Annotated in this window: 24 protein-coding genes; 19 read left to right on the plus strand and 5 right to left on the minus strand. The window is 71.5% G+C overall.

From position 1 onward, the window contains the following. The first annotated feature begins 186 nt into the window (after positions 1-186). The 7 genes from ACZK5D_RS02970 to cobBC all read left to right on the plus strand — a co-directional run bounded on the left by ACZK5D_RS02970 (position 187) and on the right by cobBC (position 6,418). Positions 187-861, plus strand: a complete 675-nt coding sequence (locus ACZK5D_RS02970) for an energy-coupling factor ABC transporter permease (protein WP_463664216.1) — start codon at positions 187-189, stop codon at positions 859-861. After that, positions 854-1,129: a cobalt ECF transporter S component CbiN gene (cbiN, locus tag ACZK5D_RS02975; RefSeq protein ID WP_463664217.1), complete on the plus strand. Its 276-nt coding sequence runs from the start codon at positions 854-856 to the stop codon at positions 1,127-1,129. The genes ACZK5D_RS02970 and cbiN overlap by 8 nt, the downstream gene beginning before the upstream one ends. Positions 1,130-1,247: 118 nt before the next feature. Further along, positions 1,248-2,012, plus strand: a complete 765-nt coding sequence (gene cbiQ / locus ACZK5D_RS02980; protein ID WP_463664218.1) for a cobalt ECF transporter T component CbiQ — start codon at positions 1,248-1,250, stop codon at positions 2,010-2,012. Continuing rightward, a complete protein-coding gene (locus tag ACZK5D_RS02985) occupies positions 1,997-2,809 on the plus strand; it encodes an energy-coupling factor ABC transporter ATP-binding protein (protein WP_463664530.1) in 813 nt (270 codons plus the stop codon). The genes cbiQ and ACZK5D_RS02985 overlap by 16 nt, the downstream gene beginning before the upstream one ends. Continuing rightward, entirely contained in the window at positions 2,806-3,405 is a 600-nt protein-coding gene (gene cbiT, locus ACZK5D_RS02990; protein ID WP_463664219.1) for a precorrin-6Y C5,15-methyltransferase (decarboxylating) subunit CbiT, read from the plus strand. The genes ACZK5D_RS02985 and cbiT overlap by 4 nt, the downstream gene beginning before the upstream one ends. Continuing rightward, positions 3,348-3,962, plus strand: coding sequence for a cob(I)yrinic acid a,c-diamide adenosyltransferase (cobO, locus tag ACZK5D_RS02995; RefSeq protein WP_463664220.1), 615 nt, complete (start codon positions 3,348-3,350; stop codon positions 3,960-3,962). The genes cbiT and cobO overlap by 58 nt, the downstream gene beginning before the upstream one ends. Next, positions 3,959-6,418 (plus strand): bifunctional hydrogenobyrinic acid a,c-diamide synthase/histidinol phosphate aminotransferase CobBC, encoded by a 2,460-nt coding sequence (gene cobBC, locus ACZK5D_RS03000; RefSeq protein WP_463664221.1) that lies wholly within the window; start codon positions 3,959-3,961, stop codon positions 6,416-6,418. Before cobO ends, cobBC begins: the two co-directional genes overlap by 4 nt. A 5-nt stretch (positions 6,419-6,423) precedes the next feature. On the opposite strand, the gene ACZK5D_RS03005 is transcribed toward cobBC, so the two are convergent. Next, positions 6,424-7,143 carry a cobalt-precorrin-6A reductase gene (locus tag ACZK5D_RS03005; protein ID WP_458996051.1) on the minus strand — a complete coding sequence of 240 codons (720 nt, stop codon included), beginning with the start codon at positions 7,141-7,143 and terminating at the stop codon, positions 6,424-6,426. Between the two features lie 34 nt (positions 7,144-7,177). On the opposite strand from ACZK5D_RS03005, the gene cobT reads away from it, so the two are divergent. The 3 genes from cobT to pyrE all read left to right on the plus strand — a co-directional run bounded on the left by cobT (position 7,178) and on the right by pyrE (position 9,729). Continuing rightward, a complete protein-coding gene (cobT, locus tag ACZK5D_RS03010) occupies positions 7,178-8,233 on the plus strand; it encodes a nicotinate-nucleotide--dimethylbenzimidazole phosphoribosyltransferase (protein ID WP_458996052.1) in 1,056 nt (351 codons plus the stop codon). Positions 8,234-8,350: 117 nt separating this feature from the next. Further along, positions 8,351-9,190, plus strand: coding sequence for a sortase domain-containing protein (locus ACZK5D_RS03015; RefSeq protein ID WP_463664222.1), 840 nt, complete (start codon positions 8,351-8,353; stop codon positions 9,188-9,190). Then, the gene (gene pyrE, locus ACZK5D_RS03020; RefSeq protein ID WP_463664223.1) at positions 9,187-9,729 is read left to right on the plus strand and encodes an orotate phosphoribosyltransferase; all 543 of its coding nucleotides are present in this window, start codon (positions 9,187-9,189) and stop codon (positions 9,727-9,729) included. The genes ACZK5D_RS03015 and pyrE overlap by 4 nt, the downstream gene beginning before the upstream one ends. Here pyrE and ACZK5D_RS03025 read toward each other — a convergent pair. Beyond that, positions 9,722-11,953, minus strand: a complete 2,232-nt coding sequence (locus tag ACZK5D_RS03025) for a malate synthase G (protein ID WP_463664224.1) — start codon at positions 11,951-11,953, stop codon at positions 9,722-9,724. The two genes, pyrE and ACZK5D_RS03025, sit on opposite strands and share 8 nt — an antisense overlap. A 34-nt stretch (positions 11,954-11,987) precedes the next feature. Then, positions 11,988-13,265: an isocitrate lyase gene (gene aceA / locus ACZK5D_RS03030; protein ID WP_458996056.1), complete on the minus strand. Its 1,278-nt coding sequence runs from the start codon at positions 13,263-13,265 to the stop codon at positions 11,988-11,990. Between the two features lie 137 nt (positions 13,266-13,402). Here aceA and ACZK5D_RS03035 point away from each other — a divergent pair, with 137 nt between their 5' ends. The 4 genes from ACZK5D_RS03035 (at position 13,403) to ACZK5D_RS03050 (ending at position 17,207) form a co-directional block, all read left to right on the plus strand. Then, positions 13,403-14,875: a helix-turn-helix domain-containing protein gene (locus ACZK5D_RS03035; protein WP_463664225.1), complete on the plus strand. Its 1,473-nt coding sequence runs from the start codon at positions 13,403-13,405 to the stop codon at positions 14,873-14,875. Between the two features lie 92 nt (positions 14,876-14,967). Further along, on the plus strand, positions 14,968-15,750 hold the full coding sequence (locus ACZK5D_RS03040) for a LemA family protein (RefSeq protein ID WP_458996058.1): 783 nt from the start codon (positions 14,968-14,970) through the stop codon (positions 15,748-15,750). 137 nt (positions 15,751-15,887) lie between these two features. Continuing rightward, a complete protein-coding gene (locus tag ACZK5D_RS03045; RefSeq protein ID WP_463664226.1) occupies positions 15,888-16,433 on the plus strand; it encodes a YceI family protein in 546 nt (181 codons plus the stop codon). A 183-nt stretch (positions 16,434-16,616) separates the two neighbouring features. Then, positions 16,617-17,207, plus strand: coding sequence for a TrmH family RNA methyltransferase (locus ACZK5D_RS03050; protein WP_463664531.1), 591 nt, complete (start codon positions 16,617-16,619; stop codon positions 17,205-17,207). 34 nt (positions 17,208-17,241) lie between these two features. Here the strand turns inward: ACZK5D_RS03050 and ACZK5D_RS03055 are convergent, their stop codons facing one another. Beyond that, the gene (locus tag ACZK5D_RS03055; RefSeq protein ID WP_463664227.1) at positions 17,242-17,673 is read right to left on the minus strand and encodes a cyclophilin-like fold protein; all 432 of its coding nucleotides are present in this window, start codon (positions 17,671-17,673) and stop codon (positions 17,242-17,244) included. Positions 17,674-17,774: 101 nt separating this feature from the next. On the opposite strand from ACZK5D_RS03055, the gene ACZK5D_RS03060 reads away from it, so the two are divergent. The 3 genes from ACZK5D_RS03060 to fbaA all read left to right on the plus strand — a co-directional run bounded on the left by ACZK5D_RS03060 (position 17,775) and on the right by fbaA (position 20,340). Next, positions 17,775-18,650, plus strand: coding sequence for a helix-turn-helix transcriptional regulator (locus ACZK5D_RS03060; RefSeq protein WP_458996061.1), 876 nt, complete (start codon positions 17,775-17,777; stop codon positions 18,648-18,650). 25 nt (positions 18,651-18,675) lie between these two features. After that, positions 18,676-19,215: a hypothetical protein gene (locus ACZK5D_RS03065; RefSeq protein WP_463664228.1), complete on the plus strand. Its 540-nt coding sequence runs from the start codon at positions 18,676-18,678 to the stop codon at positions 19,213-19,215. 96 nt (positions 19,216-19,311) lie between these two features. Then, positions 19,312-20,340 (plus strand): class II fructose-bisphosphate aldolase, encoded by a 1,029-nt coding sequence (gene fbaA / locus ACZK5D_RS03070; RefSeq protein WP_458996063.1) that lies wholly within the window; start codon positions 19,312-19,314, stop codon positions 20,338-20,340. 75 nt (positions 20,341-20,415) lie between these two features. Here fbaA and ACZK5D_RS03075 read toward each other — a convergent pair whose 3' ends face one another. After that, on the minus strand, positions 20,416-20,766 hold the full coding sequence (locus ACZK5D_RS03075) for a rhodanese-like domain-containing protein (RefSeq protein WP_463664229.1): 351 nt from the start codon (positions 20,764-20,766) through the stop codon (positions 20,416-20,418). 144 nt (positions 20,767-20,910) lie between these two features. On the opposite strand from ACZK5D_RS03075, the gene ACZK5D_RS03080 reads away from it, so the two are divergent. Next, positions 20,911-22,428: a sugar ABC transporter ATP-binding protein gene (locus tag ACZK5D_RS03080; RefSeq protein ID WP_463664230.1), complete on the plus strand. Its 1,518-nt coding sequence runs from the start codon at positions 20,911-20,913 to the stop codon at positions 22,426-22,428. Next, positions 22,425-23,432: an ABC transporter permease gene (locus ACZK5D_RS03085; RefSeq protein ID WP_458996066.1), complete on the plus strand. Its 1,008-nt coding sequence runs from the start codon at positions 22,425-22,427 to the stop codon at positions 23,430-23,432. The genes ACZK5D_RS03080 and ACZK5D_RS03085 overlap by 4 nt, the downstream gene beginning before the upstream one ends. Positions 23,433-23,456 lie beyond the last annotated feature (24 nt).

Below are 23,456 nucleotides of genomic sequence, written 5' to 3' on the forward strand. Positions count from 1 at the left end.
ATCCCGGGGTCCGGTGGGTTCTGGTTGACTGGCCCCACACATTCACACCGCGAGGGGACCAGGAAGCCGGAACGAGCCGGCACGGTCGCGCCACTGTGGACCGCCGTCGGGCGGAAGTCAGGAACTGGACCCTCACGGCCGACTGCCCGGGACGCGTCATCCCGGGCGAAGGGACCTGAGACAGCGATGCACATCGCCGAGGGGATGCTTCCCCCGTTGCACTGCGCGGCCTGGCTGGCCGCCTCCGCCCCGTTCGTCGTCCACGGCGCCCGCGCCGTGCTCACCACCGTGCGTGAGCACCCGGAGCGCAAGCTGATCCTCGCCGCCGCGGGCGCGTTCACGCTGGTGGTGAGCGCGCTGAAGCTGCCGTCGATCACCGGGAGCTCATCGCATCCGACGGGGACCGGCCTGGGGGCGGTGCTGCTGAGGCCGCCGGCGATGGCGTTCCTCGGCACGCTGGTGCTGCTGTTTCAGGCGACGCTGCTCGCGCACGGCGGGTTGACGACTCTGGGGGCGAACGTGTTCTCGATGGCGATCGTCGGGCCGTGGGCGGCGTACGGGGCCTATCGGGGGGTCTCGCGGCTGTCGGCCCCGCTGTGGGTGTCGGTGTTCCTGGCGATGGCCGCGGCGAACCTGGCCACCTACGCCGTGACGTCGGTGCAGCTGGCGCTGGCGTATCCGGATCCGACGAGTGGCCTGTGGGGGGCGCTGGTCAAGTTCCTCGCGCTGTTCGCGGTGACGCAGGTGCCGCTGGCGGCCGCCGAGGGGCTGCTGGGCGTGCTGCTGGTCGGGTTCCTGACGCGTGCAGCGCGCCCGGAGTTGACCCGGCTGGGTCTGCTCAAGGAGGAGGCCGGTGTTTAGCCGTCGCGACATCTGGATCGGGGTGGCGCTCGTCGGTGCCATCGTGGCGGTCTATCTCGGCAGCCTGGCGCTGGCCCCGTCAGGGGCGGAGTTCGTCGGCACCGACGCCGCCGCGGGGGAGCTGACCGCCGGCGCGCCGTGGTTCGAGCCGCTGTTCCGGCCCGGGAGCGCGGAGCTCGAGTCGGGGCTCTTCGCCCTCCAGGCGGGCCTGGGCGGGATCCTGTTGGGCTTCGTCCTCGGCCGGTTGACGGCGCGGCGCGGGTCATGACGGATCACGCGCCCGACGGCAGGCCGCCCCGACGTCCGAGTGTGACTCCCTGGGGTGAGTTCGCCCACGAAAGTCACACCGTGACGCCGACCCGCGGCGGCGACCCACGCTTCTGTCGATGCGCGCCCGGGGCACGCCCGTGAGCGTCCCCGTCACCGCCGTCGACGACGCCGCCTGGGCTGGGCCGTGGCGGGGGATCGCCGTCGGGCACAAGGTGGGTCTGGCCGTCGCCCTGGTGCTGACGGCGCTGCTTACGCCGGCCTGGCCCGGGAGCCTGCTGGTTGCGGCCTCGTCGTTGATCCTCATGCTCGGCCCGGCCCGCATCCGGCCCGGCCTGGTGGTCGCGGTCGCGGTGCCGCCGCTGGCGTTCCTCGTGGTGGGCGCCCTGCCGCTGGCGGTCGAGGTGGGCAACGGGCTCCGCGTCACCGCCGACGGTGGGCTCCGGGCGGCGGACATGCTCGCGCACGGCGTCGCGGGGACTCTGGCGGTGCTGCTGCTGGCCACCACCACGCCGATGGTCGACGTACTGGGCTGGCTCCACCGTCGTGGCATCCCTGGGCCGCTGTTGGAGATCGCGGAGTTGATGTACCGGCTGTTGTTCGTGCTGCTCAGCAGCGCGTTGGCGCTGCAGGCGGCGCAGGCCGCGCGCCTCGGGGGCGACGCGCCGTTTCGTCGCCGGTTCCGGGCCGCCGTCGACGGCGTCGGCTCCGTGCTGCTGATGAGCTGGCGCCGCGCCACCCGGCTGCAGGCCGGATTGGAGCTGCGGGGCTACGAGGAGTCGCTGCCCACGCTGCGTCAGGCCGGGGGCGCCGGGTCGTGGGCGCTGGCCGCAGGCGCCGCTCTGATCGCCGGCATCTGGCTGGCCTGCTGGGCGGTGGCGTGATGCTGCGGGCCGAGGGGGTCGTCGTCGGGTATCCCGGCGGGCCCGCAGTGCTGACCGGGGCGAACCTCACCGCCGACCCCGGGCGACGGGTGGCCTTGCTGGGTGCCAATGGGTCGGGCAAGACCACGCTGTTGAAGTGCCTGGCCGGGGCGCTGCGTCCCTGTGACGGCCGGGTCACGCTGGGCGGGGAGCCGGTGTCCCACACGCGGGCCGCGCTGAGGGCTCATCGTCGGCGCGTCCAGCTGGTGTTGCAGGACCCTGACGACCAGCTCTTCTCCGCCGACGTCACCCAGGACGTCTCCTTTGGGCCTCTCAACCTCGGGCTCAGCGACGACGACGCCCGCGCCCGCACGCATGAGGCCCTCGCGCTGCTCGGGATCGCGCACCTCGCCGCCCGCCCCACGCACCAGCTCAGCTTCGGCGAGCGCAAGCGGGTGGTGCTCGCGGGGGCGGTGGCGATGCGTCCGGACCTGCTCCTCCTCGACGAGCCGACGGCCGGGCTGGACCCCGCCGGGGTGGCCGATCTGCTCGCCACGCTGGCCGGCCTGGACGCGGGCATCGTCTTCGCGACCCACGACGTCGACCTCGCCCTGGCCTGGGCCGACGAGGTGGCCGTGGTGGTGGGCGGCCGCGTGGCGCAGGGGCCGCCGTCTCTGCTCGGCGATGCGGTCCTCCTCCGCGACGCCCACCTCCGCCGCCCCTGGCCGCTGGAGCTGGCCGCGCGCCTCGGACTCCCCGGAGCCCCCCGCGACCTCGACCAGCTCGTCGCCCTCCTCCCCGAAGGATCCCGCGCATGATCACCGACCCCGACGGCGCGCTCCTCGGCCGCACCCCCGGCCTCCCCGACGACGTCTTCGAGCACGACGGGCTCATCACCAAGCGGCACATCCGGGCGTCCGCGCTCGCGCTGCTGCGGCCGCGGGCCGGTGAGCTGCTGTGGGACCTCGGCGCGGGGGCCGGGTCGGTGGCCATCGAGTGGTGCCGGGCGGCCGACGGGGCCCGGGCGGTCGCCGTCGAACGGGTGCCGGAGCGGGCGGCGAGGGTCGCGGCGAACGCGGCCCGGCTGGCGCCCGCGGGCGCGGTGCGGTTGGTGGAGTCCGGTGTCGCGGAGGCGCTGACCGACCTGCCGCGGCCGGACGCGGTATTCATCGGCGGGGGAGCGACGGCGTCGCTGGTGGAGCGGGCGATCGAGGCGCTGCCGGTCGGCGGCCGCATCGTCGTGCATGGCGTGACGGTAGAGGCCGAGGAGGTGTGCGTCGCGGCGTACCGACGGTGGGGCGGGCAGCTCGCCCGGCTGCACCACGAGCACGCCGCGCCCATCGGCCGGCTCCTGGGATGGACGCCCGCGCGGGCCGTCGTCAGCTGGGGGTACGTCGTGGAGGGTCCGCGGTGACCGGGCCGACGACGCGCGAGCTGAGGCAGCGGCCGATCGTCGCCGTCCATACCGGCGACGGCAAGGGCAAGACCACCGCCGCCCTCGGTATGGCGCTGCGCTCGTGGGCGCAGGGTTGGGACGTGGGCGTGTACCAGTTCGTGAAGTCCGCCAAGTGGCGCACCGGCGAGCAGGAGGCGTTCGCCTCACTGCCAGAACGCGGCGGCCTGACGTGGGAGAAGATGGGCACCGGCTGGTCGTGGTCGCGGGCGCACACCGCCGTCGACCCGGCCGAGCAGGCGCGGGAGGGCTGGCGCAGCATCCGCGAGGGCCTGGCGGAGGAGCGGCACCGCTTCTGGCTGCTCGACGAATTCACTTACCCGCTGGCGTGGGGCTGGATCGACGTCGCGGAGGTGGTGGAGGCGCTGGGGTCGCGGCCTGGACGCCAGCACGTCGTCGTCACCGGGCGACGATGCCCGCAGGAGCTGATCGACGCCGCCGACCTCGTCACCGAGATGGCCCTCGTCAAACACCCCTTCCAGCAGGGCCAGCGCGGGCAGGCGGGCATCGAGTGGTGAGCCGGCTGGTCATCGGGGCGCCGTCGTCGGGGCAGGGGAAGACGACGGTGGCCACCGGGCTGATGGCCGCGCTGCGGGCGCGCGGGCTGGAGGTGGCGCCGTTCAAGGTCGGGCCGGACTTCATCGACCCCGGCTACCACGGCCTCGCCACCGGCCGGCCGGGCCGGAACCTCGACCCCTTCCTGTGCGGCGAGGAGCGGATCGGGCCGCTGTTCGCGCACGGCGCCGCGGGTGCGGATGTTGCGGTGATCGAGGGCGTGATGGGGCTGTTCGACGGGCGCCTCGGCACCGGCGGATTCGGGTCGACGGCGCACGTGGCCCGGCTGCTGGGGGCTCCGGTGGTGCTGGTGATCGACGCCCGGCACACGTCGCGGAGCGTCGGCGCGGTGGCGCTGGGCATGGCGCGGTTCGACCCCCGCGTGCGCGTGGCGGGGGTGGTCCTCAACCAGGTGGGCAGCGACCGGCACGCCGCGGAGGCCCGCGCCGCCGTCGAGGAGGTGGGGCTCCCCGTGCTGGGGGTGCTGCCGAGGGCGTTGGACATCGAGGCGCCGTCGCGACACCTCGGCCTGGTGCCGGTGGCGGAACGCGACGACTCGAGGGTCGCGCCGATGGGCGAGGTGGTGGCCGCGCACGTGGACGTGGCGGCGCTGCTGGCGGTGGCCGCGGGGGCGCCGGCGCTGGACGTGGTGGCGTGGGATCCTTCGCGGGAGGTGTCGCCGCCGTCGGACGGTCGGCCCGTGGTGGCAGTGGCCGGGGGGCGGGCGTTCACGTTCCGCTACCCGGAGACGGACGAGCTGTTGGCGGCGGCCGGGTGTCGCGTGGTGGAGTTCGATCCGCTCGTGGACAGGGCGTTGCCGGAGGGGACGGCCGGGCTGTGGCTCGGTGGCGGGTTCCCGGAGGTGTACGCAGGTGAGTTGGCGGCCAACGAGGCGTTGGCGGCGGAGATCCGGGCGGCGGTCGAGGACGGGCTGCCGACGGTCGCGGAGTGCGCCGGGCTGCTGTACCTGTGTCGAAGCCTCGACGGGCGGCCGATGGTGGGCGCCGTCGAGGCCGACGCGGCGATGGGGCCGCGGTTGACGATGGGCTACCGGGTCGGGGTGCCGGATCGGGCCACGCTGCTGGGACGCCCCGGCGAGGAGGTGACCGGGCACGAGTTCCACCGCACCACCGTGGCCGGCGACGCAGCGACACCGGCGTGGCTGCTGGACGGGCGTGCCGACGGTGTCGCGGCGGAGAACCTGCACGCCTCGTACCTGCACGTGCACTGGGCGGGGCACCCCCAGCTGGCCCAGCGATTCGCCGACGCGGTCCATGCCTTCGGGACGGGAGGGGGTTTGAGCCGATGGATGGGTTCGCAGCATCCGAAAGCGTTTTCGAACCCGAAATCCTGCGTTGAACCCATCCATCGGCTCAAACCCCACCCACCCGCGGCCCCCACCGGGCAGGACGTCGACCTCCTGCATCACGGCGACCGCGACCTCGCCCCAGGCCTGGTCGACCTCGCGGTCAACGTCCGCGTGGCCACCACCCCGGCCTGGCTGGCCGCGGAGGTCTTCGGCGACGGCGACCTCGCCGCCTACCCGGACCCCCGCCCCGCCGTCGAGGCGCTCGCCGCGCACCACGGCGTCGACCCGGCCATGGTGCTTCCGGTGGCCGGCGCCGCCGAGGCGTTCACCCTCATCGCCCGCGCCCTCCCCGGCGACGCGCTCATCGTCCACCCCCAGTTCACCGAACCCGAGGCGGCGCTCCGGGCAGCCGGCCGCGACCCCCGCCGCCACCTCCTGGCCGCCGACGACGGCTTCCGCCTCGTCCCCTCACGGGTCCCGACGGCGGACCTCACGATCGTCGGCAACCCCACCAACCCCACCGGCGTCCTCCACCTCGCCGACGACCTGGCCCGGATCCCCGCCGCGACCCTCGTCGTCGACGAGGCCTTCATGGACGCCGTGCCTGGCGAGCCGGAGACCCTCATCGCCCCCGAGATGCCGGGCCGGCTCGTGCTGCGCTCGCTCACCAAGACCTGGGGGCTCGCCGGGCTGCGGATCGGCTACGTCGTCGGCGACCCGGCCCTCATCGCGCGCCTCGCCGCCCAGCAGCCGCCCTGGTCCGTCTCCACCCCGGCGATCCGCGCGGCGGTCGCCTGCACATCCCCGCGCGCCGCGGAGGAGGCGGCACGCCTCGCCGAGGACGCCGCCGCCGCCCGAGAAGATCTCGCCGCCCGCCTCACCGACGCGGGCCTTGCCGTCGTCCCGGGCCACGCGCCGTTCGTGCTCGCCGACGCCTCCGCGCTCTCCCGGGCCTCGCTGCGTGGACAGCTCGCCGAGCGCGGGTTGGCAGTCAGACGCGGTGAGACGTTCCCCGGCCTGGGGCCGACGTGGCTGAGGTTCGCCGTGCGCACCCCGGACGTCCACCGTCGCCTCGCCGCGACCCTCGCGGACCTGGCGGACCCGCGGTGAGCGCGTCAGCCCAGCCAGGCGAGCGCGCCCGCGACGTCGGCCGCCTCGGGCACCCCCTCCGGCGACGCCGGCCGCCAGATCATCACGACGGCGGCGCCCCGCTCGGCGGCGACGCCCAGCTTCGCGTCGGTGTGCGCACCGCCCGCGTCCTTGGTCACGAGGACGTCTATGCCGTGCGCGGCCATCAGCTCCCGCTCGCCGTCGACCGTGAACGGGCCACGGCTGGTGAGCAGAGTCCATCGCGCCGGCAGAAAGGCGATGGGAGGCTCGGCCACCCGGGCCACCACATCCCGGTCCGCGAGATCCGTCACGTAGTCAGCGGTGTGTTGGCGGCCCACCGTGAGCAGCGGGCGGGCTCCGAGTGTCGCGGCGAGGCGGGCGGCGTCGCCGTGGCCGTCCACCCAGTGCCAGGTGCTCGCCAGGGGATGCGAGGCCCAGCTCGGCCGCAGCAGCCGCAGGAGCGCGATCCCCTCGGCGGCGCAGGCCTCCGCCGCGTTCCGCGACATCCGCGCCGCGAACGGATGTGTGGCGTTCACCACGGCCGTCACGCCCCGTCCACGCAGGTAGCCGCGCAGACCGTCAACCCCCCCGAAGCCGCCGATGCGCACCTCGCCAGCCGTGAGCGGCGCACGCGTGCGGCCGGCCAGCGACAGCACAGCGTCGCGCCCGGCCAGCCCCTCCGCCAGGTGGCGGCCCTCCGCGGTGCCGCCCAGGATCAGAATCACGCCTCCCATCCAACCATCCGGTGAAAGGACACCCATGACCCTGCTCGACGACACCCTGTCCGCCATCCGCCCCGCCTCAGCCGAGGCGCTCGCGGCCGCCCAGGCGCGCCAGCTCCGCCTCACCAAGCCCGCCGGCAGCCTCGGCCGGCTGGAGGAGATCGGCAACCGGCTGGCCGCCATCGCCGACACCTGCCCGCCGCCCATTCCCGGCCGCGCGGTGGTGGGCCTCTTCGCCGGCGACCACGGCGTCTGCGCCCAGGGCATCAGCCCCTGGCCGCAGGAGGTCACCGTGCAGATGGCGCTCAACATCGCCTCCGGCGGCGCGGCCATCAACGCCATCGCCCGCCAGGTGGGGGCCGACGTGTGGGTCACGGACGTGGGTGTCGCGGCGGAGGTGCCGGAGCACCCCGGGATCCGCGCGCGCAAGGTCCGCGCCGGCACCCGGGACTTCGCCGTCGAGCCTGCGCTGACCCGCGATGAGGCCCGCGCGGCGCTCGAGGTGGGCATCGAGGCCGCCGACGAGGCCATCGACGGCGGGGCCGAGATCCTGCTCACCGGCGAGATGGGCATCGGCAACACCACGCCGGCGAGCGCGCTGATCGCGGTGTTCTCGGGGCTGCCCGTCATGTCGGTGACGGGGCGCGGCGCGGGCGCCGGCGACGACATGCTGACCCGGAAGATCGACGTGATCGAGGGCGCCCTGAGGCTGCACCGCCCGGACCCCGCCGATCCGCTGGGTGTCCTCGCCGCCGTCGGCGGCCTGGAGCACGCGGCCCTCGCCGGGTTCATCCTCGGCGCGGCCGCCCGCCGCGTACCGGTGATCGTCGACGGGGTGATCGCCGCGTCGGCGGCGTGTGTCGCGTCGGGATTCGACGAGGCTGTGACCAGGTACCTGATCGCCGGCCACGCCGGCGTGGAGCCGGGCATCAGGGCGGCTCTGACGTGGCTGGACCTTCAGCCACTGGTGGACCTCGACCTCCGGCTCGGCGAGGGCACAGGCGCGGCGCTCGCCCTCCCCGCGGTCCAGGCCTCGGCCAGGATCCTCAACGAGATGGCGACGTTCGACTCGGCAGGGGTCGCCGAGGGGTGACCAGCGCGGATTGTGTTCCTCCAGGCCGGGTCCCACCCCGCTGAGGGGCCCGAGGGGCGGCCTGGAGGAACGTCCACCGCGCGGCCCGGGGCTGCCGGGTAGGGAAGAATGGCGCCCATGGAAGCGAAGCGGGCCGCGGGCGACGGCATGGAGCCTGCGCTGGGCGCCCCCGCTCCCGGCTCACCGGGGGACACCATGGCCGAGCCGGCCCGAGCCGCCGAGCCACAGCCGGCCCAAGCCGCCGAGCCACAGCCGGCACAAGCCGCGTTGCCACAGCCGGCCCCGGTCGACACGGCGAAGGCGGGGCGACGCGGAGCCTCGCCGCTGGCCGTCGTGGCGCTCGTGCTCCTCGCCGCGACACTCGGGGTCGGCGGATTCCTCGCCTGGCAGGTCTACGGCACCACCTGGCTCGCGCGCAGCGCGGCCGCGGAGTCCGTCGGGCAGCTGCGGGCCGAGTGGGCCACCGCCACACCCGCCCCGACCGACGACGGCCAGGCACCCGCCGAGGTGGTGCCGGCGCCCGGCGAGCCCGCCTGGATCCTGCGCATCCCCTCTCAGGGCGTGGTGTGGCCCGTCGTCTCCGGGGTGGACGAGGACCTGCTCACCGAGGCCGTCGGCTGGTACCCCTCGACGGCGCTTCCGGGCCAGGTCGGCAACGTGGCGCTCGCCGGGCTGCGGCTCACACATGGGGCGCCATTCGCCGGGCTCCTGGACCTGGCCGAAGGCGACGAGGTGATCATCGAGACCGCGCTGGCCACCTACACCTACCGGATCACGCTCCCGCCCTCGCAGCTCACCGTCCACCGCGACGACACCTGGGTCCTCGACCCCGTCCCCGGTAAGCCCGACCTCGCGCCCACCGAGGCCATCCTCACCCTGACCACCCACGAAGACCTCATCGAGACCCCGGACCGATCCGTCGGCTTCGGAATCCTGGAGAACACGGAGATCCCATGACAGACCGCAGCGAACTGATCGAGCACATCAAGAACCTGACCGTCGTGCACGGCCGGGTGACGCTCGCCTCGGGCAAGGAGGCCGACTACTACATCGACATGCGCCGCGTCACCCTCGACGGCGCAGCCTCGCCGCTGGTCGGCCGCGTCATGAACGACCTCGTGGCCGACCTGGACTTCGACGCCGTCGGCGGGCTCACCCTCGGCGCGGATCCGGTGGCCACCGCGATGCTGCACGCCACGGCCGCCGCGGGCGGACGGCTCGACGCCTTCGTCGTGCGCAAGTCCGCCAAGGGGCACGGCATGCAGCGCCGCATCGAGGGCACCGAGGTGGCGGGGCGACGGGTGCTCGTGGTGGAGGACACCTCGACCACCGGCGGCTCGGCCCTCACCGCCGTCGAGGCGGTCCGCGAGGCCGGGGGCGAGGTGGTCGCGGTGGCGGTGGTGGTGGACCGCGGGACCGGCGCCGCCGAGAAGGTGGGCGACGCCGGCCTCGAGTACCGCTACGCGGTGGACCTGGCGGATCTCGGGCTCAGCTGATCCCGTACCGCGCCTTGTACTCGCGCCGGCGGGCGTGGAGGATCGGCTCGGTGTAGCCCGACGGCGACCAAGTGCCCTGCAGCACCAGGTCCCGCGCCGCGCACCAGGCGATGGAGTCCTTGAAGGAGCCCCCCGCCTCCGGCGTCATCGGCCGGTAGGCGGGATCGTCGGCGTTCTGCTCGTCGACCACCGCCGCCATCCGCTTGAGCGCCTGGACCACGAACGCCTCCGAGACGATCCCGTGCCGGATCCAGTTGGCGAGCATCTGCGAGCTGATCCGGCAGGTGGCGCGGTCCTCCATGAGCGAGGTGTCGGTGATGTCGGGCACCTTGGAGCAGCCGACGCCCTGATCGATCCAGCGGACCACGTAGCCCAGGATGGACTGGCAGGAGTTGTCCACCTCCTGCTGCCGCTCCTCCGCCGTCCAGCGGGTGCTGGGCGCCAGCGGGATCTCGAGCAGCTGGTCGACGGTGGCCCGCCGCCCCAGCTCCGCGATCTGGTCCTGCCGTCCCCGCGCGTCGACGCGGTGATAGTGCGTGGCGTGCAGGGTCGCGGCCGTGGGGGAGGGCACCCACGCCGTCGTCGCGCCGGCGTCGGGATGCGCGATCTTCTCCTCCACCATGTCCGCCATGAGGTCGGTCTTGGCCCACATGCCCTTGCCGATCTGCGCCCGGCCCGGCAGCCCGCACGCGATGCCGACGTCGACGTTCCAGTCCTCGTACGCGGCCATCCACGCGGCCTGCTTCATCTCCGCCTTGCGGATCATCGGGCCGGCCTCCATGGAGGTGTGGATCTCGTCGCCGGTGCGGTCCAGGAACCCGGTGTTGATGAAGATGATCCGGTCGGCGGCCTCCGCGATGCAGGCCGCGAGGTTGAGCGTGGTGCGCCGCTCCTCGTCCATGATCCCCATCTTCAGTGTGGTGCGCGGCAGGCCGAGGACGTCCTCGACGGCGGCGAACAGCTCGGAGGTGAACGCCACCTCCGCCGGCCCGTGCTGCTTGGGCTTGACGATGTAGATCGAGCCCGTGCGGGAGTTGCGCCGCGGGTTGTCCGGCGATAGGCCGGGCATGGCGCACAGGCTGGTGACCAGCGCGTCGAGGATGCCTTCGGGCATCTCCCGGCCCTCGGAGTCCAGGACGGCCGGGGTGGTCATGAGGTGGCCGACGTTACGGCACAGCATCAGCGCACGGCCGTGCAGGCGCAGCTCGCCGCCGTCGGGCCGGGTGAAGACGCGGTCGTCGGCCATCGTGCGCAGGAAGGTCCGGCCGCCCTTGTCCATCTCCTCGGCGGCGTCGCCCCGGTTGAGCTGCAGCCACGTCCGGTAGCCGATCACCTTGTCGGGCCCGTCGACGGTGGCCACGGAGTCCTCGAAGTCCATGATGGCGGTGACCGCCGATTCGAGGACGATGTCGTCGATCCCGGCCTTGTCGGTGCGCCCGATGGGGCCGAACGGTTCGATCCGCAGCTCGATGTGGAGCCCGTGGCGCTCGAGCAGGATCGACGTGTGCGCCTCCGCCTCCCCGGAATAGCCGACGAACGACCACGGGTCGGCCAGGCCCACCGTCTCCCCGGAGGTCAGGGTGGCCCGCAGGTCCCGTCCGGCCTGGTACCGGACCACCTCCGCGTGTGACCCTGAGGCCAGTGGCGCCGCCCGGTCCAGGAACTCGCGCGCCCAGGCGATGACGCGCTCGCCGCGGACCGGGTTGTAGGGGCCGTCGCGGTGCGCCCCTCCGTCCTCGCTGACCGTGTCGGTGCCGTACAGCGCGTCGTACAGCGAGCCCCAGCGCGCGTTGGCCGCGTTGATCGCGAACCGGCGGTTGGTGACCGGGACCACCAGCTGCGGGCCGGCCATCTCGGCGATCTCGGTGTCGACGTTCGTGGTGCGCGCGCGGACGCCGGTGGGCTCGTCGAGCAGGTAGCCGATCTCCCGCAGAAGTCTCTGGTAGTGCGGCGCGTACGGGGTCCCGGGGGTGGCCCTGTGGAACTCGTCGATGGCACGCTGCATACGGTCGCGCTCGTCGAGCAGGGCGCGGTTGCGCCCGGAGAACTCCCCGAAGACGCGCTCGAAGCCGGCCCAGAACCGCCCCCGGTCCACGCCTGCCTGGGGCAGGGCTTCGCGGTCGACGAAGTCCACGAGGGTGCGGTCCACCCAGAGGGACCCGACGGGGACGTGCGTGGCGCGCTGCGGGTGGGTGTGGGCGGGGGCGGTGAGGGTCATCGTCATGGGAGTGCTCCTTCTCTTCGAGCGAGGTGGGGATTCAGAACTGCGCGGACTCTGTGGAGTCCTCGAGCGCGGTGGTCGAGCTGGCGGGGTTGATGGCGGAGGCGATGGTGTCGAAGTAGCCGGTGCCCACCTCCCGCTGGTGCCGGGTGGCGGTGTAGCCGCGCTCCTCGGCGGCGAACTCGCGCTCCTGCAGCTCGACGTAGGCCGACATCTGGCGGGTGGCGTACCCCTGGGCCAGGTCGAACATCGAGTAGTTGAGGGCGTGGAAGCCGGCCAGGGTGATGAACTGGAAGGCGTAGCCCATGGCGCCCAGCTCGCGCTGGAACTTCGCGATGGTGGCGTCGTCGAGGTGCTTCTTCCAGTTGAACGACGGCGAGCAGTTGTACGCCAGCATCTGGTCCGGGTGCTCGGCCTTGATCGCCTCGGCGAACGTCCGGGCCGCCTCGAGGTCCGGCACGCCGGTCTCCATCCACAGCAGGTCGGCGTACCGGGCGTACGCCTTGCCGCGGGCGATGCTGGGCTCCATGCCCGGGCGGACCTTGTGGAAGCCCTCGCTGGTGCGCTCGCCGGTGAGGAACTCGCGGTCGCGCTCGTCGACGTCGGAGGTGATGAGGGTCGCGGCCTCGGCGTCGGTGCGGGCGATGATCACCGTCGGCACCCCGGCCACGTCCGCGGCCAGGCGGGCGGCGTTGAGGGTGCGCTCGTGCTGCTGGGTGGGGATGAGCACCTTGCCGCCGAGGTGGCCGCACTTCTTCTCCGACGCCAGCTGGTCCTCCCAGTGCACGCCCGAGGCTCCGGCGGCGATCATGGCCTTCATGAGCTCGTATGCGTTGAGCGAGCCGCCGAACCCGGCCTCTGCGTCGGCGACGATCGGGACCAGCCAGTCCTCGACGGTGCGGATGCCCTCGGCGTGCTCGATCTGGTCGGCGCGCAGCAGCGCGTTGTTGATCCGGCGCACCACCTGCGGCACCGAGTTGGCGGGGTAGAGCGACTGGTCCGGGTAGGTGTGACCGGAGAGGTTGGCGTCGGCGGCCACCTGCCAGCCGGAGAGGTAGATGGCCTTGAGGCCGGCCTTGACCTGCTGGACGGCCTGGTTGCCGGTCAGCGCCCCCAGGGCGTTGACGAAGTCCTCGCTGTGCAGCTGCTCCCAGAGCTTCTCGGCGCCGCGGCGTGCCAGGGTGTGCTCCTCCTGGACCCGCCCGCGGAGGCGGACGACGTCCTCGGGGGTGTAGTCGCGCTGCACGTGCGCCCAGCGGGGGTTGATCTTCCAGTCGTAGTCCAGCAGCTCCGCGGACATCGGTTCCATCATCATCTCGGTCGATCCTTTCGGTGGGGGCAGCTGCTGTGCTGCCTCGTCCCTGTCGATGTGACGATCCTTCAGTCCCCGGGGAGCAATTCCTAGAACTCTTCGCGATGAAGAAACGCAGAAATTTCCGCTACGGTGATTTCATGCCTGTCGACGATGACCCGCACTCCCCAGCGGCCCAGGAGCAGGGGCCTTTCGATCCGTTTTCACTCGGGCGCCGGCTGCGCCATCTCCGCAAGGAGCGCGGTCTGACGCTCAGCCAGGTGGCTGAGGCGTCCGGGCTGGCGCCGTCGCAGCTGTCCCTGATCGAGAACGGCAAGCGGGAGGCCAGGGTCTCGCACCTGCAGACGCTCTCCCGCGTCTACGGGGCCACGCTTGAGGACCTGACCGCGCCCGTGCCCAGCCGCCGCGCGCAACTGGAGATCGAGCTGGAACGCCTCATGCGGTCCCCGCTGGCCCGGGCCAAGGGGCTTCCGATGGTGCGGATCTCTCCGCGGATGCCGATCGACGTGCTCGAGGCGCTCGTCGCGCTGCACCGGGAGCTTGCGCACGACGCCGCCGAGCGCATGGCCACCCCGGAGGAGGCCCGGCGCGCCAACGCGCACCTCCGCGACGAGATGCGTGCCCGCGACAACTACTTCGGCGCCATCGAGGAGCAGGCGGCGGCGCTGCTGAAGCGCTGCGGCTACGTCTCGGGGCCGCTGTCGCAGCACCTCATCGGGGAGATCACGGCCCACCTCGGCTTCTCGCTGCACCACGTGGGGGACCTGCCGCACTCGACCCGCTCGGTCACCGACCTCAAGAACAAGCGCATCTATCTGGCCGCCGCCCAGTCCCGCGAATACGACCCCCGATCGGTGCTGCTGCAGGCGCTCGGCCACCACATGCTCGACCACGCGCCCCCCGCCAACTACGGCGACTTCCTGCGCCAGCGGATCGAGACCAACTACTTCGCCGCCGCCCTCCTCCTGCCCGAGGAGCCGACGGTGCGCTACCTGCAGGAGGCGAAGGCGCGCAGGGAGCTGGCGCTGGAGGACCTGCGCGACGCGTTCGCGGTGAGCTACGAGGCGGCGGCGCACCGGTTCACCAATCTTGCGACGAGGCACCTCGGCATCCCGGTCCACTTCCAGCGCGTGCACGAGTCCGGCATCATCTACAAGGCCTACGAGAACGACGGCGTCGCCTTCCCCCGCGACAACCTCGGCGCGATCGAGGGCCAGCCGGCCTGCCGCTACTGGACCTCGCGGGAGGTCTTCGCCGTCGCGGACAAGTTCAACGCGTTCAACCAGTACACCGACACATCCACGGGCACCTTCTGGTGCACCGCCAGGGTGGAGCAGACCGGATCGGGGCTGTTCTCCACCGGCATCGGGGTGCGCTACCGCGACTCCAAGTGGTTCCGCGGCCGCGACACCCGCGAACGCTCCGTCTCCACCTGCCCGGACCCGGCCTGCTGCCGCAGGGCGCCGGAGGACCTCGCGACGAGGTGGTCCGGGCGCGCCTGGCCCAGCGCTCGCACGCACGCGCACCTGCTCGCGGCCCTGCCCCCGGGCACCTTCCCCGGCGTCGACGACACCGAGGTGTTCCAGTTCCTGGACGCCCACAACCTCGACTGACCTGCGCGCCGATCCGGGGCCGGCGCGTGCTGTTGCTGCGGGTGAAACGCCCGCTGCGCTACCGTGAAGACGACTGATCGAAGGAGACCGAAGTGGATGCATTCCTGATTGTCCTCATCGTCCTGGTCGTCATCGCGCTTGCGGTGGTGGGCTGGGGCGTCAGCGCCTACAACGGCTTCGTGAAGAGCCGCAACCTGATCCAGGAGTCCTGGCGGCAGATCGACGTGGAGCTGAACCGTCGCTACGAGCTGATCCCCAACCTGGTGGAGACCGTCCGCGGCTACGCCGCGCACGAGCGCAACACGCTTGAGCAGATCACCGCGCTGCGCAACACCGCCCGCTCGCTCTCCCAGCAGAGCCACGGGCAGCCCAGCGAGCAGCGCGCCGCCGTCGAGGCCGAGCTGACGCAGGCCGTGCACAACCTGCTCGTCTCCGTGGAGGCGTACCCGGACCTGAAGTCCAACACCAACTTCCTCGAGTTGCAGCGCGAGCTGACCGACACCGAGGACCGGATCGCGGCGTCGCGGCGCTTCTACAACGCCAACGTGCGCGATTACAACACGCGCATCGAGTCCGTGCCGAGCAACATCATCGCCGGGTTCGCGAAGTTCGAGAAGGCCACGTACTTCGAGGTCAACGACCCGATCGTGCGCCAGGCCCCAGACGTGAACTTCGGGGAGATCTCCCAGCGCCCCACGGCCGCCCCTGAGCCGCCGCAGCAGCAGATCCAGGCGCCCCGCCAGGACGACTACGCCCAGCCCTACCAGCCGCCGCAGCACGCGCAGCAGGAGCTGCCCCCGCAGCCGGCGGTGCCCCCGCCGTCGCAGGGGGACCAGGGGCAGACGGGTGGCTACCGGCCGCCGTTCTCCAGCTGAGCCCCACCCGACGAGGCCCGTCCCCTGCCCGGGGGCGGGCCTCCGTCATGCCCGGTAGAAGAAGTTTCAAGAAGATGGTTGACAGTTCAACAAGAATGGTTTAGGGTTGAACCAACAGCCCACGAAAGGAACCCCACATGACCATCAACGAGCTCAACGGCACCTACATCCTCGACGCTTCGCACAGCGCCTTCTCCTTCGTGACCCGCCACGCGATGGTCACCAAGGTCCGCGGCTCCTTCGAGTCCTTCGAGGGCTCCGCGGTGGTCGACGGCGCCAACCCCGCCAACTCCACCCTCGACGTCACCATCGACGCCGGCTCGGTCACCACCCGCAACGCCGACCGCGACGGCCACATCCGCTCCGCCGACTTCTTCGACGTCGAGAACCACCCCACCTGGACCTTCAAGGGCACCGACTTCGCGATCAAGGGCGACGTCGTCGAGGTGACCGGTGACCTGACCATCAAGGACACCACCCGCTCCATCACCCTCCCGCTCGAGTACCAGGGCGCCGCGAAGGACCCCTTCGGCAACGTCCGCGTCGGCTTCGAGGGCTCCACCAACATCTCGCGCGCCGACTTCGGCCTCACCTGGAACGCCGCGCTCGAGACCGGCGGCTTCCTGGTCTCCGACAAGGTCGCCATCGAGGTGGAGATCTCCGCCATCCAGCAGGCTGCCTGATCCACCCCTGCACAGCGCCCCGGCCGGTCGGCCGGGGCGCTGCCGCGTTCCCGGGTTGCCTCGCCCGGCGGCGTGGGCCAAGCTCGCCTCGTGACCGATTCCGTGGCCAGCCCCGACGCCGCCCACCACTCTGACGCCGGCGTGACCGGCGAGCCGGCGGATCCGACGGCGCCCACCGTCGGCGTGGGGCCGCACCCCCAGCCGTGGCCCGAGGACGAGCGCCTGGACCCCGCGCTGTTGGCGGAGGGGGACCGGCGCAACGTGATCGACCGGTACCGGTACTGGCGGATGGAGGCCATCGTCGCCGACCTCGACCGGACGCGCGCGCCGCTGCACGTGGCCATCCAGAACTGGGAGCACGACTTCAACATCGGCTCCATCGTGCGGACCGCCAACGCGTTCAACGTCGCGGCCGTGCACATCGTGGGGCGCCGTCGCTGGAACCGGCGCGGCGCCATGGTGACGGACCGCTACCTGCACGTGGTCCACCACGACGACGAGGCCTCGCTGCTCGCCCACCTCGCGGCCGAGGGGGTGACGCCGATCGGCGTGGACAACCTGCCCGGAGCGGTGCCGCTGGAGACGGCGCAGCTGCCTGAGCGCTGCTGCCTGGTCTTCGGCTCCGAGGGGCCGGGGCTCACCGACGCGATGGTCGAGGGCTGCGAGCGGCTCGTCGCCATCACGCAGCGCGGCTCGACGCGTTCGATGAACGCGGGCGCAGCCGCGGCCATCGCGATGTACCACTGGTCGCTCCAGCACGCCCCGGCTGGCTGAGGCGGCCGACAGCCGCAGGATGTCGCGGCCCCGATCACCGGGAGGCGGCGGACCCCTCGGCCACCAGGGCGACGGTGCAGTCCCGGACGCAGCCGGACAACTCGGCCAGCCCCTGCGCGACCCTGCCGACCCGCACGAGGCGGGTCTCTCCCGCCCCGGCGCCGTCGACGGTGAAGACGACCAGCGCATGCTCGTCGAACGAGTAGGCGACGTCGCCCGCCTGGTAGGTGGACACCTCGGGAGACGCCGCAACCGGCAGGGCCGACGGGAGCTGGGCCACCTGGGCGGTGCCCATGCGGTCGCTGAAGGTGAGGCTCGCGGGCAGGTGGGGAGCCACCGTGAGCCCGGCGGGGGAGGCGTCCAGCGACACCTCCAGCAGGGTCGCGGTCGAGGATGGCGCCGCGGTGCAGGCGGAGGCGGCGAGAAGAGCGGCGAAGGAGAGTGCTGCGAGGAGTCGTCGTGTCATGCTTCCAGTGCACCGGAGGCCGGGCGGGCGGGGGAGTCCCTGCCCTGACGTGCCCTGGCAGGGCGTCCCTGACCAGCCTCGGCCGACCTACGCTGGCACACATGGACAACAGATCAGAGGTGCGCGAATTCCTCATGTCGCGGCGTGCGCGGGTCGAGCCCGAGGCCGCCGGGCTGCCGCGCATCGGCGACAGGCGCGTGGCGGGGTTGCGCCGCAGCGAGGCCGCGATGCTGGCCGGCGTCAGCGTCGAGTACTACGCCCGCCTCGAACGGGGAGCGATCGCCGGGGCGTCGGCGGCAGTGCTCGACGGGTTGGCCCGAGCCCTGCAGATGGACGACGCGGAGCGCGACCACCTCTACCGGCTCGCCCGGCAGGCCGAGGGCTCCGCGCCGGCGTCCCGGCGTCGCGGCAGGCCCGCCAAGCGGTGGCAGCCCTCGCCCAGTCTCCAGTGGTTCCTCGACTCGATGTCGACCGCTGTGGCGCTGATCGGGAACGGACGCACGGACCTGCTCGCGTGGAACACGCTGGGACGCGCACTGCTGGACGAGATGATCACCGGCTCGTCATCCCAGCCCCCCAACTTCGCCCGCTACCTCTTCCTCGATCCCCGCTCCCACGTGTTCTACCCGGACTGGGAGGAGGTTGCCTTCGTCAACGTCGCGATGCTGCGCACGGAGGCCGGCCGCGACCCTCACGACAAGCAGCTGCAGGATCTCGTGGGTGAGCTGTCGACGCGGAGCGAGGAGTTCCGGGGGCTCTGGGCGCGGCACGACGTCTGGCAGCAGGACACCGGCGTGAAGCGGTTCCATCACCACGTGGTGGGGGACCTGACGCTGCACTACGACGGCCTCGACGTGGTGGGCCAGCGGGCGCAGCTCACCGTCTTCACCGCCGAGCCCGGCACCCGCGACGCCGAAAGCCTGCGTCTGCTGGGCTCCTGGGCGTCGTCGCCGGCCGCATCGACCACCGTCGGCTGAGCTGCCGCCCGCTAGGGTGGGAGGCATGCAGCCACAGCGATTCGCCGCGGGACTGACCCCACTTCCGACGGCGGCGCGCGTGGCGCAGAAGCGCTCGGCCCTCCGGTGGCGCATCATCTCCACCGTCATCTCGCTGGCCATCCTGGCGGTGCTCGTCCTCACCATCGGGCGTGACTGGTCGCGGGAGTGGACCATCGCCATGGTGGCCATCTGGGTGGGGTCGTCGGCCTTCTGGCTGGTCCTCTCCGTCGTCGGGCTGCAGCGCGCCAAGCGCGACCTCGGCCGCATCCAGGACGGCGTGGCCTTCTACTTCGACGCCTACGGGGTCGAGTTCGTCACCCCTCCCGCGCCGGCCGTCCCGTGGGACCGCGTCACCGCCCTCCGCCTCACCGGGGGGCTCTCGGGTGCTGGGCCGTCGATCATGCTGGAGGCCGACGGCGCCCCGGTCGGCAAGGTGCCCGCCAGCTTCGTCGACGCCAGCCCCGCGGTGATCGATTCGGCGGCCCGTGCCTACTCGCTCGGGCGCGTCGGGTTGGACGTCTCGGCGCTCGACAAGGTGCTCTGACCACAGGCCCGCGGGAGCTGACCCCGCCCTCCCTCGGGGCGCGCCGAGACGATAAGGTTGGGGCGACCCGAAGTCTCACCCAGAAAAGAGGCATCCATGCCCATTGCTACTCCCGAGATCTATGCCGAAATGCTCGATCGGGCCAAGGCGAACAAGTTCGCTTACCCGGCCATCAACATCACCTCATCGTCGACGGTGACCGCGGCCATCCAGGGGTTCGCGGAGGCTGGCTCTGACGGCATCATCCAGGTGTCCACCGGCGGCGCCGAGTACGCCTCCGGCGCCACCATCAAGGACAAGGTCACCGGCGCCGCCGCCCTCGCGGCCTACGCGCAGGAGGTGGCGAAGAACTACCCCATCCAGATCGCGCTGCACACGGACCACTGCCCCAAGGACAAGCTCGATTCGTTCGTGCGCCCGCTGCTGGCCATCTCGGCCGAGCGCGTGAAGAACGGCCAGCTGCCCCTGTTCCAGTCCCACATGTGGGACGGCTCCGCGGTGCCCATGGAGGAGAACCTGCAGATCGCTGACGAGCTGCTCGCCCTCACCAAGGCCGCCAACATCATCCTCGAGATCGAGGTGGGCGTCGTCGGTGGCGAAGAGGACGGGGTCTCCGCGGAGATCAACGACAAGCTCTACACCACCATCGAGGACGGCATGCGCACCATCGAGGTGCTCGGCCTGGGCGAGAAGGGCCGTTACATGACGGCCCTCACCTTCGGCAACGTGCACGGCGTGTACAAGCCGGGTGCGGTCAAGCTCCGCCCGTCGGTGCTCAAGGAGATCCAGGACGCCGTCGGCGCCAAGTACGGCAAGGACAAGCCGTTCGACCTGGTCTTCCACGGCGGCTCCGGCTCCACCGCCCAGGAGATCTCCGACGCGGTGGACTTCGGCGTCATCAAGATGAACGTCGACACGGACACGCAGTACGCCTACACCCGCCCCGTGGCCGGGCACATGTTCAGCAACTACGACGGCGTGCTGAAGGTCGACGGCGAGGTGGGCAACAAGAAGGCCTACGATCCCCGCGCGTGGGGCAAGCTGGCCGAGGCCGGCATGGCCGCCCGCATCGTCGAGGCCTGCCAGAACCTCCGCTCCGCCGGCACCACCATGGGCGCCAAGTGAGCTGACGCTCTGAACTGACAGACGGCGAGTGGCCGGTCCCTCCGGGGGCCGGCCACTCGCCGTCTGTGCTGTCCGCTACTTGAGCGAGGAGTACGCGCCGCCGTCGACGAGGCTGGTGAAGCCGAGGTCCTCCATGATGTCGATCGCGGCCGCGGAGCGGTTCCCCGAGCGGCAGTAGACGACGTAGGTGTCGTCCTTGGGCAGCTCGGAGACCCGGTCGGCGAAGTCCGCGGCCTGCACGTCGAGGTTGAGGGCGCCGTCGATGTTGCCCGCCTCGTACTCGGCCGGGGTGCGCACGTCGATCACGGTGGCGCCCTCGGAGATGGCGGTGCGCGCGGCGTCGGCACCCGCGTCGGTACAGGCGCTGAGCCCCAGGAGAGCGGCGACGGCGACGACGAGGGAGAGCAGGGTTCGAGTCAGGTTCATGCCCGTCATCATATACCCCCACGGGTATCGATTCGTCACAGTTCGGTAACGGAGGTGGCGCGCCCGCCGGACGAATGATAGCGTTAGCATTCGTCGGGCTGGGCGCTCAAAGCCCGCCGATCCGGCAGGTACGAAGGAGTACGTGTGACCAAACTTCTCGAGCTGAAGAACGTCTCGAAGACGTTCCCAGGCGTCAAGGCGCTGAGCAACGTCCACCTGGATCTCAATGCGGGTGAAGTGCTCGGCCTCTGCGGTGAGAACGGCGCCGGCAAGTCGACGCTGATGAAGATCCTCACCGGCATCTACACCCCGGATCCCGGGGCGGAGATCTGGCTGCAGGGCAAGCAGGTGGAGGTGCGCAACACCAACCATGCGCGTGACCTGGGCCTCAGCATCATCCACCAGGAGCTCAACATGGTTCCGGACCTCACGGTGGCCCAGAACCTGTTCCTCGGTCGTCCCGGCAGCCACAAGGGTGGCTACATCGACGACGCCAAGCTGAACAAGGACGCGGGGGAGCTGTTCGACCGGCTGGGCATGAACCTCAACCCCAAGAGCTACGTGCGGGACCTGTCCGTGGCGCGTCAGCAGATGGTGGAGATCGCCCGAGCGCTGTCCTACGACTCGCGGATCCTCGTCATGGACGAGCCGACGGCGGCGCTCACGCTCGCGGAGACCGACGCGCTGTTCGTCATGATCCGGGACTTCATCACCCCCGAGACGGGCCTGATCTACATCTCGCACCGCATGCCGGAGATCGAGGAGATCACGGACCGGGTCTCGGTGCTGCGGGACGGCCAGTACATCGGCACCGTCACCACCAAGGAGGTCGAGATGCGCGAGATCATCTCGATGATGGTGGGCCGCGAGGTCTCGGGGGACGCCCGGCCGCGCACCGCCCGCGTCTCCGACGAGGTCGTGATCAAGGTGGAGGGCCTCAGCACCAAGAAGCTCGTCCGCGACGTCGGCTTCGAGGTCCGCAAGGGCGAGGTGCTCGGCTTCGCCGGCCTCATGGGCGCCGGGCGCACGGAGGTGGCGAGGGCCATCTTCGGCGCGGACCCGCGCACCAGCGGAGACATCACCGTCCACGGCCGCAAGGTGAACATCCGCACGGCGGCGGACGCGGTGCGCGCCGGCATCGGCTACCTCTCGGAGGACCGCAAGCAGTTCGGGGTCCTGCTGGACCAGGACGTCAAGGCCAACACGGCCATGGCGGCCATGAAGGACTTCCACATCGGCGGCTTCATCCTCGACGGCAAGATCCGCACCGTCGGCACCGAGTACTCGCAGAAGCTGCGGGTCAAGACGCCCAACGTCAACCAGCTGCTGGGCAAGCTCTCGGGCGGCAACCAGCAGAAGGTGGTCATCGCCAAGTGGCTCGTGCGCAACTGTGACGTGCTGATCTTCGACGAGCCCACCCGCGGCATCGACGTCGGCGCCAAGGAGGAGATCTACAACCTCATCGAGCAGTTGTCCGGCCAGGGCAAGGCCATCATCGTCATCTCGTCCGAGCTGCCGGAGGTGCTGCGCGTCTCGCACCGCATCGCCGTCATGGCGCACGGACACATCACAGGCTTCCTTGACAACGAGGACGCCTCCCAGGAAAACATCATGGAGCTCGCCACCGTCGGCAAGGCTCAGTTGAAAGGAACCGCAGCGTGAGCACTGACGCCGCCACCAAGGCCGCACCCGCCCAGCCCTCGCAGGTGCAGCAGTTCATCAAGTCGTCGCTTCAGCAGCTGTTCGTCTTCGCCGCGCTGATCGTCGTCTTCGTGTTCTTCATGATCTTCGCGCCCAACTTCAACGCCGGCGTGGTCATCCCCAACATCCTGCTCCAGGCCGCCGCCATCGGCACCATGGCGCTGGGTGCCACCTTCGTCATCGCCACAGGCGGCATCGACCTCTCCGTCGGCACCGGCATGACGTTCGCCGCGGTGATGGCGGGCGTGTTCATGTCGGCGGAGTTCATGAACCTGCCGTTGGGCATCGGGCTGCTCCTCACCATCGTGGTGGGCGCGGCGATGGGCCTGGTCAACGGGTTCCTCATCGCCTACCTGCACATCCCGCCGTTCATCGCGACGCTGGCGATGATGATGGTGACCCGAGGGCTGTCGCTGATCATCTCCAACGCCTCCAGCATCAAGATCGCCAACCCGGACTACTCGGCCATCTCCAACGGCCGCCTGATCCCGTTCCTGTCGAACGCGGCCCTCATCTTCGTCATCCTCGGCATCATCGCCGCGGTCATCCTCGGCAAGACCCTGCTCGGGCGCTACGCCCTGGCCATCGGCTCAAACGAGGAGGCCACCAGGCTCTCCGGCATCAACGTCAAATTCTGGAAGGCCCTGGTCTACGTGACGGCCGGCATTTTCACGGCCTTCGGCGCCATCCTGTACTCGGGCCGCTTCGGCTTCGTCCAGCCCGCCGAGGGTCTGGGCATGGAGCTCCAGGTCATCGCCGCCGTGGTCATCGGCGGAACCTCCCTCTCCGGCGGCCGGGCCAACATCGTCGGCACCATGATGGGCGCCCTGCTCATGATGACGCTGACCGTCGGCCTCCAGATGATGGGCGTGGCCCAGCAGTGGCAGCTCGTCGTCACCGGCATCGTCGTCCTGCTCGCCGTCTACGCGGACATCCTCCGCCGCCAGCGCGCCTCCGCCGTCTAGCCAACACAACTTCATCCACATCAC

It is taken from the genome of Tessaracoccus yangjingae, from assembly GCF_055326235.1.

Coding starts and splice junctions, on each gene's coding strand:
- ACZK5D_RS02970 (WP_463664216.1), top strand. CDS start 187: ATGCACATCGCCGAGGGGATGCTTCCCCCGTTGCACTGCGCGGCCTGG.
- cbiQ (WP_463664218.1), top strand. CDS start 1,248: ATGCGCGCCCGGGGCACGCCCGTGAGCGTCCCCGTCACCGCCGTCGAC.
- cbiT (WP_463664219.1), top strand. CDS start 2,806: ATGATCACCGACCCCGACGGCGCGCTCCTCGGCCGCACCCCCGGCCTC.
- cobO (WP_463664220.1), top strand. CDS start 3,348: ATGGACGCCCGCGCGGGCCGTCGTCAGCTGGGGGTACGTCGTGGAGGG.
- cobT (WP_458996052.1), top strand. CDS start 7,178: ATGACCCTGCTCGACGACACCCTGTCCGCCATCCGCCCCGCCTCAGCC.
- ACZK5D_RS03015 (WP_463664222.1), top strand. CDS start 8,351: ATGGAAGCGAAGCGGGCCGCGGGCGACGGCATGGAGCCTGCGCTGGGC.
- pyrE (WP_463664223.1), top strand. CDS start 9,187: ATGACAGACCGCAGCGAACTGATCGAGCACATCAAGAACCTGACCGTC.
- ACZK5D_RS03025 (WP_463664224.1), bottom strand. CDS start 11,953: ATGACGATGACCCTCACCGCCCCCGCCCACACCCACCCGCAGCGCGCC.
- aceA (WP_458996056.1), bottom strand. CDS start 13,265: ATGATGATGGAACCGATGTCCGCGGAGCTGCTGGACTACGACTGGAAG.
- ACZK5D_RS03035 (WP_463664225.1), top strand. CDS start 13,403: ATGCCTGTCGACGATGACCCGCACTCCCCAGCGGCCCAGGAGCAGGGG.
- ACZK5D_RS03045 (WP_463664226.1), top strand. CDS start 15,888: ATGACCATCAACGAGCTCAACGGCACCTACATCCTCGACGCTTCGCAC.
- ACZK5D_RS03055 (WP_463664227.1), bottom strand. CDS start 17,673: ATGACACGACGACTCCTCGCAGCACTCTCCTTCGCCGCTCTTCTCGCC.
- ACZK5D_RS03060 (WP_458996061.1), top strand. CDS start 17,775: ATGGACAACAGATCAGAGGTGCGCGAATTCCTCATGTCGCGGCGTGCG.
- ACZK5D_RS03065 (WP_463664228.1), top strand. CDS start 18,676: ATGCAGCCACAGCGATTCGCCGCGGGACTGACCCCACTTCCGACGGCG.
- fbaA (WP_458996063.1), top strand. CDS start 19,312: ATGCCCATTGCTACTCCCGAGATCTATGCCGAAATGCTCGATCGGGCC.
- ACZK5D_RS03075 (WP_463664229.1), bottom strand. CDS start 20,766: ATGAACCTGACTCGAACCCTGCTCTCCCTCGTCGTCGCCGTCGCCGCT.